The following is a 15,749-nucleotide window of genomic DNA, read 5'->3' on the forward strand; positions in this document are numbered from 1 at the left end:
ATTTCGATTAGGATTTGCTTTTCTCAATCTGCTCTGCAAGCTCATTCAGGAACGTCCAACGCTCCATCAATTCTTCCAGATGACGCTCTGCTTCAGCCTGCTCTGCCATGAGTTCCTGCAAACGGGCTGAATCACTGAAGGATTCCTCCATCGCCGTGTTGATCCGCGCAAGGTTAGCCTCTGCTTTCTCGATATTCTCGTCGATCTGATCATACTCCCGTTGTTCCTTGAAGCTGAATTTCAGCTTCGGCTTGGCCGTAGACGCAGCAGGCTTAACCTCATCTGTTTTTGCTTTCTTCTCTGCTGAGGCAGTATCACCCATCTGAGAAGCTCCTGGTGCATTTTTCAGCATCCATTCCGCATACTCACTATAGTCGCCAACATGTACCCGAATGGCTCCATTGCCCTCGAAGGACAGCACTTTATCCACTGTACGGTCCAGGAAATAGCGATCATGGGAGACAACGAAAACAACACCCGGGAAGTCATCCAGGTAATCTTCGAGTACCGCCAGCGTCTGAATATCTAAATCATTCGTTGGCTCATCCAGCAGCAATACATTCGGCGCAGCCATCAATATACGCAGCAGATATAGACGACGCTTCTCCCCGCCTGACAGACGGGATATTGGCGTCCACTGCGACGCAGGAGTAAAGAGAAATCGCTCCAGCATCTGGGCTGCCGTGATCAGGGATCCATCCGCCGTCCGCACATTCTCTGCCACTTCCTTGATATATTCAATGACACGCAGAGATTCGTTCATCTCCTGATGCTCTTGCGTGAAATAGCCCAGATTAACCGTTGGACCGAGAACGACTTCTCCAGCATCCGGTTCCAGGTTACCTGAGATCAGCTGCAGCAGAGTCGATTTACCACTGCCATTCGGACCCACGATACCTACCCGGTCACCAGGCACGGCAATATAGTTCAGGTCGTCAATTAGTTTGCGACCACCTGCGGATTTGGATAAGTGCTCAATCTCCAGAATCTTTTTGCCTAAACGAGTAGAGCCTACCGAAACCTCCAATGAACCAGAGCGATTAGGCCCCTGTTGATCCTTTAGCTGTTCGAAACGGTCAATCCTTGCTTTTTGTTTCGTGGTCCGCGCCTTGGCCCCGCGACGAATCCAGGCAAGCTCTGTACGGAGCAGGTTTTGCCGTTTTTGCTCCGAGGCTGATTCGCGCTCTTCCCGCTCTGCTTTTAGTTCAAGGAAGCGGGTATAGTTTGCTTCATAACGGAACAAACGTCCATGGTCCAGCTCCAGCATTACATTCGCCACACGATCCAGGAAGTAGCGATCATGCGTAATCATGAGGAGTGCACCGCGACGTTTTTGCAGATATTGCTCCAGCCAAACGACGGAATCATTATCGATATGGTTCGTTGGCTCATCCAGAATGAGAAGTTCGCAGGGATGAATCAGTGCAGACGCCAAAGCCACCCTCTTGCGTTGTCCCCCGGACAATGTTCCCATTAGCGCGTCAAATTGACGGATACCCAGTTTGGACAGAATGCTTTTGGCTTCACTTTCCATCTGCCAGGTCTGAAGCTGCTCCATTTGTTGATTTAGACGTAATAACCGCTCTTGCAAGGCAGGATCGGATGGATTCAATTCCAACAGTTCCATCGTCTCCGTGTATTCACGCACTGTTTTCATCTCTGGGCTATCGCCCTCGAATACTTGCTGCAGTACGGTATTGTCAGGGTTAAAATCGGGATTTTGTGCCAGAAACTGAATGCGGACATCATTCCCGATAGCAATCTGTCCTTCATCAGCTGGTTCCATGCCTGCAATAACACGCAGAAATGTAGACTTTCCCGTTCCGTTTACGCCAACGACGCCGATCTTATCCTGGTCGCCCATGCCAAACGAGGCGTCCTTGAACAATATTTTTTCGCCATAGCTTTTTGAAATTTGCTCTACCGTCATTATGTTCATTGCTCGTTACCCACTTCTCTGTAAATTGAGATTCAACAGTCTCTTGGTTTCATGCTCGCGATGATGCTTATACTTGTAAAAAAGAACGACAACCGTCCAGAAATAGTGCCGCTGCAAAAGCAATCCGTTTGTTCAGATCCTCCTCATTGAACTCCGGATTCAGCATAATATCCATCTTCAATCGATCCAAAATCCCGATATAGGCTTCAGCCAAAAGCACAGGCTCAGGTACACTTGCACTTTTCAGCACCTCACATACCATGCTCATATACTCATTCATAAAGGCTTTCATAAATTTCATTAGATCCGGATCGTTATTAGGTGCCATAAAAAACAGCTTCGTATGATTGCGCCGCTCGTAATAATAAGTCAGGTGTGTCTTGGCGATTGCGCCAAGCTTCTCACCCGTGTTCTCCTGAGATTTCAGGGCATAATCAAGCCTGCTGATAAAACTGTTACAGTCCCGCTTGGAAACGGCGACAAATAGTTGTTCCTTGCTTTTGAAATATAAATAAATGGTACCTTTTGCAATGCCAGCTTCCTCAGCAATATCGGACATTTTCGTCTCATAAAATCCTTTTGATCCAAAAATACCATAAGCCGCATCCAAAATAGCCTCCGACTTGTCTCCCTGCACAGTGCTCACTTGCACTCCCTCCCTACAGCGCCAAAATAATACCCAAACCGATAGCCACACATCCTCCGATCACCGAACTCAGCACATTGACCAGATCGTTGCTCATCCATGTCCAGCCTCGTGCGCGAACGGTCTTGTGGCCACAATGTTCACTGACCTCAACTTCACGCCCGCATTCGGTGCAGCGATACATCAACTGAACTGTTGCTCCAAGGTAGGAATCGGCAAATGCTCCAGCCAGTCCACCTACAAGACCAACACACGTCCAGCTTAGAAATCCCAGCGTCTCAAAGTCTGCGATCCACGAGAAGAAAAATGCCCCTGCCCCAATTAAAGCTCCGCCTATTGCCGCCGCTGTTGTCCCAAGTAACGACACACCACCGGAAGCACCCGGGGTCAGTACCTTCCCAGTCACCACGGAACGTGGCGGCTTACGGCTCAGGCTGCCGAGTTCGGTAGCCCAGGTATCGGATGTTACGGTTGCCATTACACCAATGAAAGCATAGATCCAGGCTGGGTGTGGAAATATCCAGTATCCCAAACATAGAATCATGCCCATCCCGCCGTTGGCAAACACTTGTCCCGCATCCCGATTGCCTGTCTTGGCATACGATTTCTCAAGCTCCTGCTTGCGTTCCTTACGATACTTGGACAACAAGGTTGAAGTAATGAAGAACAACAACAGTGTGCCAAACCAAAACAGATTGCCTGCCCCGTAATAGATCGTTCCCATCAACACAGCTGCCAAGCAACCGGACAGGGTTAGCGACTTCTTCGCGTAGGCTGCACCCGCCACAATAAAAGCGCATACGGCGCCGATAATCCAGTCCATAATCTCTCCTGCATGTGGCAGCATCTATGGTCCACATGACGTTTATGTTATTTTTGAAATTCAATTATACCACGGTTTGAGCCCAATGCCGAAACTCCCGTTGCAGGCATGACAAAAACCTGATTCGGCAGCTTAGAAAGCTGCGAACCAGGCCTGCTGGATGAAACATAATCGATCAAAAACTGCCCTTTTGCAACAAACATCGCGTCGTCCGCTCCGTACAGTGTCAGCCTCGCTTGACCCCGCCGATGACGCCATAACGATACAACACACGGCGACCAAACCAGTTGAACAAACGATCCGTGAGAAAACCCATGAATCCCAAGGAGATTAGACCAACAAAAATCCAGTCCGTCCGGAAAAACAGCCGTGAATTCCAGATCAGATAACCCACGCCTTCATTAGCAGCAATCATCTCTGCGCCGATAATGGCCATGTAGGAAGTTCCCATCGCCAATCGAATACCTGTGAAAATGTATGGGGTCGTAGCGGGGACAACAACATGCAGCAGAATCTGCCACTCATTCGCTCCCATACTGCGGGCTGAACGAATCTTATCCTCTTCAATGGACAGGACTCCCGTCAGTGTATTCAGTACAACAATAAAAAATGTCGCGTACATGATCAGTGCAATCTTAGACTGTTCACCGATGCCGAACCAGACCAGGAATAATGTAATGAATGCAATAGGCGGTATAAATCGAATAAAATTAAGAAAGGGTTCTGCGAACAGCCGAATGATGTGAACCTTGCCGATCAGAAGCCCTACCGGAATGGCAATGACACTTCCCAGTACCCATCCGGCCAGTACACGTGTGAAACTGATCCCGATATACTGCATGAGCGTGCCATCAGCAATTAATTCGCGAGCACCTTGCACAGTGTCCCATGGACCAGGAATTACGTCCGGCCCATAGAGCAGTGCACCAAGCTGCCATATCAGAATGACTGTAACCCATAATATTGGTACAGACACCCACTTTTTCTCTAACCATTTCATGGTTCAGATCACCTCAGTTATTCTTCAAAATGGCTTTGAATCTGATCGTACAGGGTATTGAATTCAGCCGAAGCAATATTTCTAGGATAAGACTGAACGTTATGGTAAATATCCGTTATATTCGACGAAGGCCCCACCGACATGATTCCGATCCGTTCACCGAGCAATAGAGCCTCCTGGATGTCATGGGTGACAAAAATAACCGTCTTATGTGTTTCCCTCCAGATATTCACCAGCTCCTTTTGCATGACTCTTCGAGTCATGGCGTCCAGCGCACCGAAAGGTTCATCCATGAGCAGAATCGCAGAGTCATTGGCAAGCACCCGCGCCAGTTGGACCCGTTGCTTCATACCTCCAGACAGTTCCTTCGGATATTTCCCTTCGTGTCCTCCCAATCCCACGAGCTGAATGTAACGGTCCGAGATCGTACGGCGTTCAGACTTGGGCACCTTGGACATCCGAAGCCCGAATTCAACATTTTCCCTTACGGTAAGCCACGGAAAGAGTGAGGAATCCGCCTGTTGGAACACCATTGCACGATCCCTTCCAGGTCTGTCGATCTCCTTGTTATTCACTTTAAGCTGCCCGCCCGACTTGGAGATAAAACCCGCGATCATATTTAGCAATGTTGATTTTCCGCAGCCGCTGGGACCAAGCAGAACGAAGAATTCGCCGCCCCTGATCACCAGATCAACATCCTTGATAATGTAATGCACTTCTCCATTGGTTGGAGCATTGTAGGTTTTGCGAAGCTGTTCAATATGAATCGTGTGACGATCTGCGGGTAAGGACATAAGGACACCTCCAGTACGTTTTGGGTTACTCGGTATATGTTACTTTATCCGGCAATGCCTGTTTCAGAAGTTCCAGGTTCAACTTGCCTTTGAGATCAAAATCCTGCTCAATGATTCCGTTATCCACCATGTATTGCTTCTGTCCGGCTAAACTTTCATAAGCTTCCTGGGTAAATCCAACGATCCATGGATTGATGGGAAGATCCTTCAATGTTGCTTCCTTGGGTTGTTTTGTCTCCTTATACATCAGATCCGCTATCTCATCAGGATGAGCTTGGGCATATGTCGAAGCTTCGTCGAGGGCTACAAGAAAACCCTTTATCGTGTCCGGATTAGCCTCAATGAACTCATTGCTTGCGACCAGTCCCATGCCAAGCCTCACTGGAGTCTGTGACATATCCGTCAGCTGGTGTACGCCTTCGAGTGTATCGAATTTATCGGTTAATGCAGAGCCGATGACCCAGGTGGCATCCAGTTCTCCTTGCTTCAATGCAATATAGGATTCATCGAAGGCTCCTTGCCCAATCTGCTTCACATCAGCAAGCGCAAGCCCCTGATCCTTCAAATACTCATCCCACAGATAAGGAATAAATGTTCCGCGAATAAAGCTTACGCTCTTGCCCTTCAAGTCGGAACCCGTCTGGATCTCCTCCTTGGCGTACAGCTTCCATGCAGCTGCTGCTTCATCCGTTGTCTGACCCGCAGAAGCGATGATGGAATAGTCGCCTTTGGCCAGAGCGTTCAACACCGGGAAGTCAGCACCGTAGGCAATGTCCACCTGCTTGATAAACAACGCATTCACACCTTCTGCCGGAGAACCAAACGTGATGCTCTCTGCATCAATGCCCTGGCTTTCAAAGAACCCTTTGGCAACGGCTACCCTGAACGTCGGGTTGGTGCTTGTATCCGCTATGCGGATCTTTACCTTGGCGGCACTACCTGCGGATCCGCCTTTCGCTTCAGACACTGCTCCGTTTGAAGAACATCCGGAGATTATAAAAGTTAAGGAGAGGAGCAGCATCAATGCTCCCTTTAAAATGGCTGTTTTCTTCACAACATGCACCCCGTTCGATCAATTTATCATCTGGCTACCGTTAACTGCCTTGTTTTCCCTCATCCGATGTTGCTACGCAAGCTGCGCCCTCAACAAACGGCAGTGTTGTCTCTACATTGACTACCGAGTCAGAGCCTTTGCCTGCTGCTCCCGGTACTCTGTAGACCGATACATCAATGGCTTCGATCGCCACCTCTTCCGGCTTCTCCAGTTGAGGAACCCATTGATATGGAACCCGATACGAACGGTATACCATGTTGGTATTACGCCCATCTTTATAAGGAGAAATATACTCCCACACCAGCTCGTGCTCTGATGTAACTTCAAACAACCTGCCATTGGACCCTTCGGTAATCAAGGTGTTGCCGTTAGGCAAGCGCTGGGCTGAGCTTATATATGGACTGTAGAATTTATACGAATCGGTTGGAACGGAAAAGCCAGCTTCGGCTGAGGTATACTGCCACACAATCTCCAGTGTCAACGGGTCAATTTCAAGCACGCGCGAATGATCTCGAATAGCATGTTTCAAGCCATATGGAGAAGCCGGATTCGGAAGACCATAACCTGCCCATCCCCCATTATCAAATACCAGCAGATTGCCCTCGCCCGGCAGTCCTTGAGGAATGATATGCGCATGATGCTGTCCGATAATGGTGCCGATATGCTTCGCTTCAGGAGAGGAATAATCCGGGCCGAGCTTCCAAACAATTTTGCCGCTCTGTCTGTCTGTAATGGCGATAATGTTGGCTTCTCTGGCATCCCATATGATGTTATCCGGGTTAAAGCGCTCGTCTCCCGCTTCATAGAACCGGTTGGGGCCAACATAGGAAGCCGAGTTAATATGCAGCCAATCACCTACACCCCCACCAAGGTGACCAAATGATCGTGTGTTCGGGTCACGGTACAATACATTGCGCGCTGCCTCGTCAAAGCCCAGTTCTTCAAAATGCTCGTTCGGAAGCCATTCCCACAACACATTGCCTTCCCAATCCACTTCAATAATCGCGTCATCGAGCAAAGGTTTATCCGAGATTTGCGGATTGCCTACATTTTTGTGAGCCAGGATCAGTGTCTTGCCACCCTGCGTTTTCGGAGTAAGACCAGGGGCATAATACCCTACCGGATTGCCCTCACGCTGATAATCATGGTGCTGGCGGGCATACCACAATGGTTCGTATCCCGGATCTTCAATATGTTCATAGCTATTGTATTTCCACACGATGTTGCCATCCCAGTCCACCTGCACCAGGTCCACATTATCCTGAATACCAAACTTTGGATCTCTTCTGCCCGTGCTTCCCAGCACATAACCACCCGGGAAAATCTTCGCCGGAAATCCGAGCAGTCCTTTCCACAAGTGAACTTCCTTCCCATTCATATCAATTAATACAACACCTTCTTCACCTGCTTGATATACGGTATAGCCACCCCAAGCTTTTTCTGGATTATACAGCGTTGCTCCCGTTGGATAAATTGTTGAGTGTCCCATCGTTCTCATCTCTCCCTTGATTGGTTTGTTAGGTTTCGCTACTAATCAATTGTTAATAACTGAGATAATTGTTCTTTCCGGAATTCCCCTTCTGCTTCTGTTCGAGGTCGTTGTCCACGGACGGATCTTTCTCATCTCTTGTGTTGTTCTCCGCAAGCTCCAGCAGCGTGTCCGAGAACCCCTCCAGATTCGCAAGTACCCGCTCATATAATTGGCTTTGCTGTTCCAGTTCTGCCGCGGTAAATCCCTCAAACAGAAGCGTGATACATCGGGCACCGATATTGCTATTACGGACATACATCTCCCGACCTTTGGCGGTTATGTCGAGCAGGACGGTACGGCGATCGTCTTCCTTGCGTCTGCGGATCGTTAATCCCTTTTTCTCAAGCTTGTCAGTCAGTGCAGTAATGGCACCGGAAGTGAAGTCCAATTGATCGGCCAGGTCCCCGAGCCGCTGTTCTCCTTCACGAATGATTTTGTGCAGGATAAGCATACCCGGCAGGCTAATGCCTTCCACCGTTATGCGATCCCGCTCCTTGACGAATCGTCTGACCATTTTGCGAAACAGCCAATCCGTTTTCTCCAAGGCATCCCAATCTCTCTCGTTCATTTCATTTCCTCCTATCCAACCGAAACGTTAGCAAGTACGCAAAAAGGCTCCCGAAGACATTCCATATGGAGTAGTCCCGGGAGCCTTTGGTGGTCCAATCAGCTCGCATCCGTATTCAAATTTATTTCACTGTTCATTTAATGAGTATTAAAATAATTGAGTTCATCATATAACCTACTAACCCAACCTGTCAAGTAAGATTTAAAAGTTATTTATTCTTTTGCTGCCTGTTAGGATTTATTTATGCCATTTTAAGTTTCACTTCAGCTTCGTCGGTTAAACTAATCTCAGATCAAAACATCGAGATTAAGCTACGATTCCCTTCGTACTTAAATACAGAAACGAGGATGACAAGAATGAATATAAAACGTGTAATGTTTGTGGGAACGATGATTGTAACCATGTCCTTTGCAGGAACTGCCTGGAGCAAATCAGCCATTTCGCCGATCCCCTTAACGGAATGGTCCATTGTAAGCATAAATACCAAAGATGATAACAAGGATGAGCTGCTGAGTGCACTGAACCACTCCTCCGAGGAAGATCTGTATCAGGATCTGTATGCAGGCAAATCGCTTGAAACCATTGCGGACGAGAATGATGGTGATTTCAGTCAGGTCGTGGCTTTGCAGGTCAATCAACTCAGGCTACAGCTGGATGATCGTTTGGCAAGTGGAAGTATCACCCCAGAGCAATATGAGGCACAGCAGGCGGAACTCGAACACATTGTTCTGAAAAGTGCCCGTACCTCTTATGAATGGGCATAAACTCGTACAGATGTGTGTTCATTTATATTCTATGATCACGTCAAAAAGGAGCGGTTTCCCGCCCCTGAATGCATGACTGTGTAATGAATAATTCATACGGAACTTACAGAATTATTTCGCTGCAGCAATGGTACATTTCCCAACGGATTGACCATCCCAAGCGAGTTCAAGCACATCTCCCTCTACGGTTGGTCCCACACCCTCCGGTGTCCCGGTGAAGATGATATCGCCTGCGCCAAGACCATAGTGATGTCCTACATAATCAACAATGTGTTGAAGGTCAAAAATCATGTTGCCAATGTTGCCTCGCTGCACTTCAACACCGTTTTTGGTCAGCGTAAAGTCTTTTTCAAGCAAAGCTTCCGTACCGGAGAAAGCCTGAAAACCACTTACAGGTGCGGAATTTTTGAATCCTTTGGCCGCAGTCCACGGGTGGCCTTTCTTCTTGATGACCGACTGCACATCGCGCAGCGTAAAATCGATGCCAAATGCATACGATTCAATCAAATCCTCTACAGTAACCCCTGGTTCATAACTCCGGCCGATTTGAACGACCAGTTCAGCTTCATAGTGAACTTCGCCACGGGCAGCAGGCAATTCAATCGCCTCTCCGTTCAATGGTACAACCGCATGCGAAGGCTTCATGAAGATCATCGGTTCATCGGGAACCGCGTTACCCAGCTCTTCCGCATGAAGTTTATAATTGCGTCCTACACAGTATACGTTACGAATCGTTGAGAGCATCGGAATACGACCACCTTTATTGGATTAATTAGCAAATATGAACCCTAATATTTAAGCCCGGTTGCTCGACTTTTGCAGTGCCTGATACCAAGCATCCGGACGATTTGTACATAACATGAGCTCAGGATCAATCGCAGCGAGGCGCTTCATGATGATCTTGTCATCTACAGTCCAGGCCATCACCTGAATGCCATCATTCTTCATTTCCCGCATCAGCGATTTGTCCACATTGGTGTAACCGATCGATAGGAACCCACATTGCAGCTGACGAAGTCTGGCCAATAGATCTCCTGGACGTGCATCAATAATGAGACCTGTAGTGATTTCGGGTGCAAGTTTTTTGGATTCAGCCAGCGCAGCAGGTTCGAATGAAGTGAAGACGACTTCATCCTGCATATTTCTTTTTCGCACTTCCTCAATAACGGCTGCCGGCAAGCCCGGATACATGTCTCCTTGTGTTTTCAGCTCAATGTTCAGACGTACTCTGCCCTTGCAGCTGTCCAACACTTCGCTCAGAGCCGGTACGCGTTCCCCCGCATACGCGTTGGACTTCCAGCTCCCTGCATCCAGCTTCTGAATATCAGACCAGTTCGTCTCCCGTACAAGCCCTTCTCCATTCGTCGTCCGATTGAACGAAAAGTCATGGATGACTACAGGCACGCCGTCGCGGGATAATTGCACGTCCAGTTCGATCCATGTTACATATGGCTGCTCCATGGCCAGCTGAAAAGCTGCCATTGTATTCTCAGGTGCTGTGGAAGAAAATCCACGGTGTGCTACACATAGATTACTCATGTATTTCCACTCCTTAGACGTATTCATTCTTGTATCAGCTTGTTGAAGCTACTCCATTCGCATCAAACCGAATGCCTGGTGAGAGCCTAGTCATCTGCTCCAATAACAGCTTATTGGCTTCACCTATCATTGGAATGGCCTGACCAAGCCCCGCCTCATATGGAATGACCTTCATGCTGCACTTCGCTTCCGCACTGCATTCTGCCTGGAAAACAGCTGTTTTCCAGGTTTCTTCCGTCGTTGATTTCGAAAAAATAAAATTGCCCGTGCTATATGCGATCCACTTGCCCTTATAATACTCTACTCCTTGGAGCACGTGAGGATGCCCCCCAATGACGAGATCAGCCCCAGCATCCACAAACTCATGCGCCAGTCTGGTCTGATCATCATTGGGTGTACTGACACGCTCTTCTCCCCAATGCGCTACCACGATAACGAGATCCGCCTTCTGACGAGCTTCTTGAATCGCGCTTACCGCTCCTGTGGAATTGTAGGCTTCAGCAACACCAGCCCGATTCCCTTCTGCCTTCCAGGTCGGTTCCGGCACAACCCGGCTGAAGCCAAGCAGAGCAATCTTGATGCCTTTCCGTTCCAGATAGGCAGGCGCATAAGCCTCATCCCGGTTCATCCCGGCCCCAGTATGGGCAATACCATATTCCTGAAGATAGGTTAACGTGTCCACAAGCCCTTCAACGCCCTGATCCAAAATATGATTGTTGGCCAGATTTACAGCATCAAATCCGGCAGCAGCCATCGCCGCCAATGCTTTTGGCGAAGATTTGTAAACATATGTTTTGTTCTCAGCGGCTGATCCGCCCAGCGTGACGGGTGTCTCCAGGTTGCCTATGGTCAGATCATCATTCTTGAACAGACTGCCAAGCTTCGCATAAGGATACTCGTAGCCGTTCTTATCCAGCAATTCGGCCACCTTACCAGAGAACTGAATATCACCAACAAAATTAATGGTCACGTTCTTCCCTGAGCCTGTAGGCTGTGGAACCGTCGTTTGGGCTCCGGAACTTCCATTGTTCTTCGGATTCGAGGGTTTGGTTGTTCCCGTCCCTTTTGCTCCTTCTTCGGACCCCTTTACAGACTCCTTACTGCCTGATTCCGGTGATTCACCGCCGGATGAAACGCTCTCATCTTCAGCTGTTCCTGACTCCGGACTGGTTACTTCCACGGAATCTTGTTCTGCTTCCGGATCTGCATCTGACTCCGCTTCAGGGGAATCCAACTCATCGCCACCTTTGGAATCCTCTTGATCCGCTGGTTGGTGCTCTTTCACAATACCTTCATTTGTCGCCTGCTCCGTTTGCTGTTTCTGCACCCCTGCTGCGTAATATATGCCTACCCCTCCGATTGCAGCAATCAGAAACAGATTGATCATCCAGATAATACGTCTGCGTGCACGTTTTTCTTTTTTCTTTTGATTACTTCGATTTGATCTTGGGGGATACATAGGCAGCTCCTCTTCTTCTACAGCAATCCTTTATCATTATATCAGGCATATCCTGGATTTCCATCATTCAATTCACTTGAAAACAAATATCCTGCATGAAGTCAGCTGTTTCATTCCATGAAAAAAAGCTGCCTCTCATGCAGAATGAATTCATTCCGCGGGAGAGGCAGCTTGACGTTGACTGTATTAGTGCACAGCCAGCTTTTGCACTGCCTGAAGCGACATTTCTTTTGCCTGTTTGATACAGTCCGGCAAACCGACTCCTTCATAACCAGCACCTGCAATATATACACCCGGCAGCTTACTGCCGAGTTCCTCACGCAGTGCTGCAATATGCTGAAGATGGCCTACGGGGTACTGCGGCATGGATTTGCGGAGGCGGGTAATCTCCGAGAAGATTGGAACAGCCTCTACACCCATGGTTTCCCGCAGGTCCTTGAGCACCAGATCTGTCAGTGCATCATCGGGAAGTTCAACATTTTGCTCGTCTCCCGAGCGGCCGACGTAACAACGCAGCAGCACTTTGTCATCCGGACTAGTGTGCAGCCATTTCGTCGATGTCCAGGTACAGGCTGTGATATTCCGCCCTTCCTTGCGTGGAACGAGGAAACCTGAACCATCAAATACATGTTCAATATCCTTTTTCTCAAAAGCAAGGACCACATTGGCTACCGATACGTAATTAATTGCATCCAGCGCAGAGGTGTCCACATGAGGTTGCAGCAGTTCGGAAGCCACATACGTCGGAACTGTAATAATCACGTCATCCGCTTCGATACGCTCCCCGTTATTGAGCTGCACACAGTACCTCGTTTGACCACCATGCTGAACATCCAGTGATTGAACAGACGTATTCAGGCGCTGATCCACATCCTGCATATCGTGAACTAAGGCATGGACAAGACTCTGAAGCCCTTGCCGAAAATTCAAAAACGCACTTTTCTTCGTTCCTGTATGTGTCTCCGCAGGTTTACGACCTGTCATCATGCCGCGAATCAGACTACCATAATCCCGTTCCACCTCACCGAATTGCGGGAATGTCGCCTGAAGACTCAGACGACGCATATCCCCGGCATAAATACCGGCAAGCAGAGGCTCTGTCAAGTTTTCAAGCACCTCCGAACCGAGACGTCGTTCGATCATGTAACCGAGAGATTCATCTTCTGCTGTACGGCGCGGTGGAATAAAGAAATCCATCAACGCCCGCAGCTTGCCTGCCGGAGAAACCAGGCCGCTTCTAAGAAACGACTTCAACTCTGTTGGTATTCCAAGCACAAGTCCAGCAGGCATTGGATGAAGCTTGCCCCGCTGCATAATATACGTTTTTTTCGATTCCGGATTTTGGCTTACCAGTTCATGATCAATTTCCAATTCCTTGGCAAGATCAATCATGGCAGTTTTGCGAGCCAGGAATGAATCAGGTCCTTTTTCAATGACAAATCCATCCCGGTGCAGCGTCTCAATCATTCCACCCATGGACGAACTTTTCTCAATCAGTGTAATTTGCGGTTCAATCCCGGCTTCCCGGTAATGCTTGCGAATATAAAATGCCGCGCTGAGGCCAGTCAGGCCACCACCAACGACAACAACACGACGTTTCTGGTCTTCCATTACACATCCGACCCTTGCTGCCACTGGCTAATAATGACGTCACTTAACGTCTCCATGTAGAGAGGGTCACTGTTGAGCGAATCGATCCGCATAAGGCGCATGTCGATCTCCTTGGCAATTGCCTTGGCCTCAATATCCAGATCATAGAGGACTTCAAGATGATCAGAGACGAACCCAATCGGAGCAACCAGCACATCCTCAACCTGCTCGCGAGATAGTTCCTGAAGAGTATCCAAAATATCCGGACCAAGCCACGGTTCAGCCGTACGTCCAGCACTTTGCCACGTAAACTGCCAGTTGCTGATACCTACACGTGATGCGATGACTTCGGAGGTTTCGAGCAATTGCTGCGGATAAGGATCACCCAGACCCACAATCCGCTCCGGCAAGCTGTGCGCACTGAACAGGACTCTTACATCACCGCGCTTCGCCCCGGCCTCTTCGAATTCATCCAGCTTCGCACTGACACGGGAAGAGAGAGCCTGGATCAGCTTAGGATGCAGATGGTAACTTTCAACAAAAGACATTTGAATTCCCAGTTCCTCCGCTTTCTCACGAGCCCGCTTGATGTAGCTGCCCACACTCATCGTGGAATAGTGAGGAGCAAGCACAACACCGATAGCTGTCTGTATTCCGTCCTTCGCCATCTGTTCCACACCATCTTCAATAAATGGATGAGCATGCTTCAGCCCTTGGTAACAACGGAACTCCACTCTGTTCGCACGTTCATCTTGACTCAGCGTTTCCTGAAGGGCCTTAACCTGATTATCCGTGTTTTCACGCAGCGGGAAAACGCCCCCAACGATAGCCTCATACCGATCCGTTAGTTCCTTCAGTTGCTCGGGCTCAGGCGGCCGTCCTCTACGAATATGTGTGTAGTACGCTTCAATACTTTCCATATTTTCAGGTGTGCCATAAGACATCACCAGTACACCTACGGTATTAGTCATTGCTAACCGTCACCCCCGTCTTCAAAACTTCTGCAGAATATTCATGAATATATGCCGTAAGCTCTCTCAATTTTTCAAGAGAAGCTTCCGGGAACAAGCCATGTCCCAGATTGAAAATATAACCTGGCTCCTTGATACCTTCATCAATAATGACTTTTGCCTGCTGCTTAATCAAGTCCATCGGTGCCGTCAGCACATAGGGATCCAGATTGCCTTGCACGGCAAATTTGCCATCTAGTCTCTTGCGGCCTTCTGTGATGGAAACTCTCCAGTCCAGACCGATCACATTGGCTTGCAGATCCGTCAGAGTCGGAAGCAGTTCACCGGAGGCCACACCAGGGAAATAGATTTTCGGTACATTCAAATCCGATAATTCGGTAAAGATACGGGTAATCGTCGGCAACACATATGTTTTGAAATCATTTGGAGAAAGGGCTCCAACCCAGCTGTCAAATAGCTGAAAAGCCTTGCCTCCATTAGCAATGTGTGCACGGACATATGTAATTACCATATCACCTAGTTTTTGCATGAGCTTGTGCCATACTTCAGGCTCGCTGTACATCATAGTTTTCGTCCGAATGTAGCCCTTGGAAGGACGACCTTCAATCAGATAACTGGCAATCGTAAATGGTGCGCCCGCAAATGTAATGAGGGGAACATCCAATTCCTTGTCCAGAATCCGAATGGTTTCCAGAATATGCGACAGGTCCCCTTCGACATCAATCGGACGCAGACGATCCACATCTGCCGCCGAACGTATAGGGTTATCAATGACGGGACCAATGTTTTTTACAATATCAAAATCAATGCCCAAAGACGCAACCGGATTCATAATATCGGAGTACAAAATAGCCGCATCCACACCGAGTTTACGTACCGGCATGAGTGTAACTTCAGCTGCTAGCTCAGGTTGACGGCAAATTTCGAGCAAAGAGTACTTTTCCTTAATTTTGCGATATTCAGGATCATAACGCCCAGCCTGACGCATGTACCACACAGGAACACGGTCCACTTGTTGCTTGAAGCTGGCTCGAATCAAACGATCATTATAGCTCATGTAAGAAGCCTCCA

At 48.5% G+C, this 15,749-nt stretch carries 16 protein-coding genes; 1 reads left to right on the forward strand and 15 read right to left on the reverse strand.

Going from position 1 to position 15,749, the window contains the following annotated elements:
- Window positions 1–7: 7 nt before the first annotated feature.
- From MH144_RS09020 to MH144_RS09060, 9 genes are all read right to left on the reverse strand, one after another.
- The gene (locus MH144_RS09020) at window positions 8–1,939 is read right to left on the reverse strand and encodes an ABC-F family ATP-binding cassette domain-containing protein (RefSeq protein ID WP_239299162.1); all 1,932 of its coding nucleotides are present in this window, start codon (window positions 1,937–1,939) and stop codon (window positions 8–10) included.
- 67 nt (window positions 1,940–2,006) lie between these two features.
- Window positions 2,007–2,585 (reverse strand): TetR/AcrR family transcriptional regulator, encoded by a 579-nt coding sequence (locus tag MH144_RS09025; protein ID WP_095288031.1) that lies wholly within the window; start codon window positions 2,583–2,585, stop codon window positions 2,007–2,009.
- 13 nt (window positions 2,586–2,598) lie between these two features.
- Window positions 2,599–3,408, reverse strand: coding sequence for a DUF92 domain-containing protein (locus MH144_RS09030; RefSeq protein ID WP_239299311.1), 810 nt, complete (start codon window positions 3,406–3,408; stop codon window positions 2,599–2,601).
- Between the two features lie 47 nt (window positions 3,409–3,455).
- Window positions 3,456–3,611, reverse strand: coding sequence for a hypothetical protein (locus tag MH144_RS09035; RefSeq protein ID WP_239299163.1), 156 nt, complete (start codon window positions 3,609–3,611; stop codon window positions 3,456–3,458).
- 23 nt (window positions 3,612–3,634) lie between these two features.
- Entirely contained in the window at window positions 3,635–4,408 is a 774-nt protein-coding gene (locus MH144_RS09040) for an ABC transporter permease (RefSeq protein ID WP_239299164.1), read from the reverse strand.
- Between the two features lie 17 nt (window positions 4,409–4,425).
- Window positions 4,426–5,202 (reverse strand): ABC transporter ATP-binding protein, encoded by a 777-nt coding sequence (locus tag MH144_RS09045; protein WP_239299165.1) that lies wholly within the window; start codon window positions 5,200–5,202, stop codon window positions 4,426–4,428.
- Between the two features lie 25 nt (window positions 5,203–5,227).
- Window positions 5,228–6,169 (reverse strand): ABC transporter substrate-binding protein, encoded by a 942-nt coding sequence (locus tag MH144_RS09050; protein WP_343226037.1) that lies wholly within the window; start codon window positions 6,167–6,169, stop codon window positions 5,228–5,230.
- A gap of 127 nt (window positions 6,170–6,296) precedes the next feature.
- Window positions 6,297–7,745 (reverse strand): aryl-sulfate sulfotransferase, encoded by a 1,449-nt coding sequence (locus tag MH144_RS09055; RefSeq protein WP_239299166.1) that lies wholly within the window; start codon window positions 7,743–7,745, stop codon window positions 6,297–6,299.
- A 52-nt stretch (window positions 7,746–7,797) separates the two neighbouring features.
- Window positions 7,798–8,355, reverse strand: a complete 558-nt coding sequence (locus MH144_RS09060; protein WP_239299167.1) for a MarR family winged helix-turn-helix transcriptional regulator — start codon at window positions 8,353–8,355, stop codon at window positions 7,798–7,800.
- A 356-nt stretch (window positions 8,356–8,711) separates the two neighbouring features.
- Between MH144_RS09060 and MH144_RS09065 the strand changes: the two genes are divergently transcribed.
- Window positions 8,712–9,119 carry a hypothetical protein gene (locus tag MH144_RS09065; protein WP_239299168.1) on the forward strand — a complete coding sequence of 136 codons (408 nt, stop codon included), beginning with the start codon at window positions 8,712–8,714 and terminating at the stop codon, window positions 9,117–9,119.
- A gap of 111 nt (window positions 9,120–9,230) precedes the next feature.
- Here MH144_RS09065 and MH144_RS09070 read toward each other — a convergent pair whose 3' ends face one another.
- The 6 genes from MH144_RS09070 to hemE all read right to left on the reverse strand — a co-directional run bounded on the left by MH144_RS09070 (window position 9,231) and on the right by hemE (window position 15,735).
- Window positions 9,231–9,863, reverse strand: a complete 633-nt coding sequence (locus MH144_RS09070; protein WP_239299169.1) for a fumarylacetoacetate hydrolase family protein — start codon at window positions 9,861–9,863, stop codon at window positions 9,231–9,233.
- A gap of 51 nt (window positions 9,864–9,914) precedes the next feature.
- A complete protein-coding gene (locus tag MH144_RS09075) occupies window positions 9,915–10,658 on the reverse strand; it encodes a glycerophosphodiester phosphodiesterase (protein WP_239299170.1) in 744 nt (247 codons plus the stop codon).
- Window positions 10,659–10,692: 34 nt separating this feature from the next.
- Entirely contained in the window at window positions 10,693–12,117 is a 1,425-nt protein-coding gene (locus MH144_RS09080) for a CapA family protein (protein WP_239299171.1), read from the reverse strand.
- Between the two features lie 186 nt (window positions 12,118–12,303).
- Window positions 12,304–13,728 (reverse strand): protoporphyrinogen oxidase, encoded by a 1,425-nt coding sequence (gene hemY, locus MH144_RS09085; RefSeq protein WP_239299172.1) that lies wholly within the window; start codon window positions 13,726–13,728, stop codon window positions 12,304–12,306.
- Entirely contained in the window at window positions 13,728–14,678 is a 951-nt protein-coding gene (gene hemH, locus MH144_RS09090; RefSeq protein WP_239299173.1) for a ferrochelatase, read from the reverse strand. Before hemH ends, hemY begins: the two co-directional genes overlap by 1 nt.
- On the reverse strand, window positions 14,671–15,735 hold the full coding sequence (gene hemE / locus MH144_RS09095; RefSeq protein ID WP_239299174.1) for a uroporphyrinogen decarboxylase: 1,065 nt from the start codon (window positions 15,733–15,735) through the stop codon (window positions 14,671–14,673). Before hemE ends, hemH begins: the two co-directional genes overlap by 8 nt.
- Window positions 15,736–15,749: the final 14 nt, after the last annotated feature.

The sequence above is a fragment of the Paenibacillus sp. ACRRY genome, from assembly GCF_022346995.1.
Taxonomy (GTDB): domain Bacteria; phylum Bacillota; class Bacilli; order Paenibacillales; family Paenibacillaceae; genus Paenibacillus.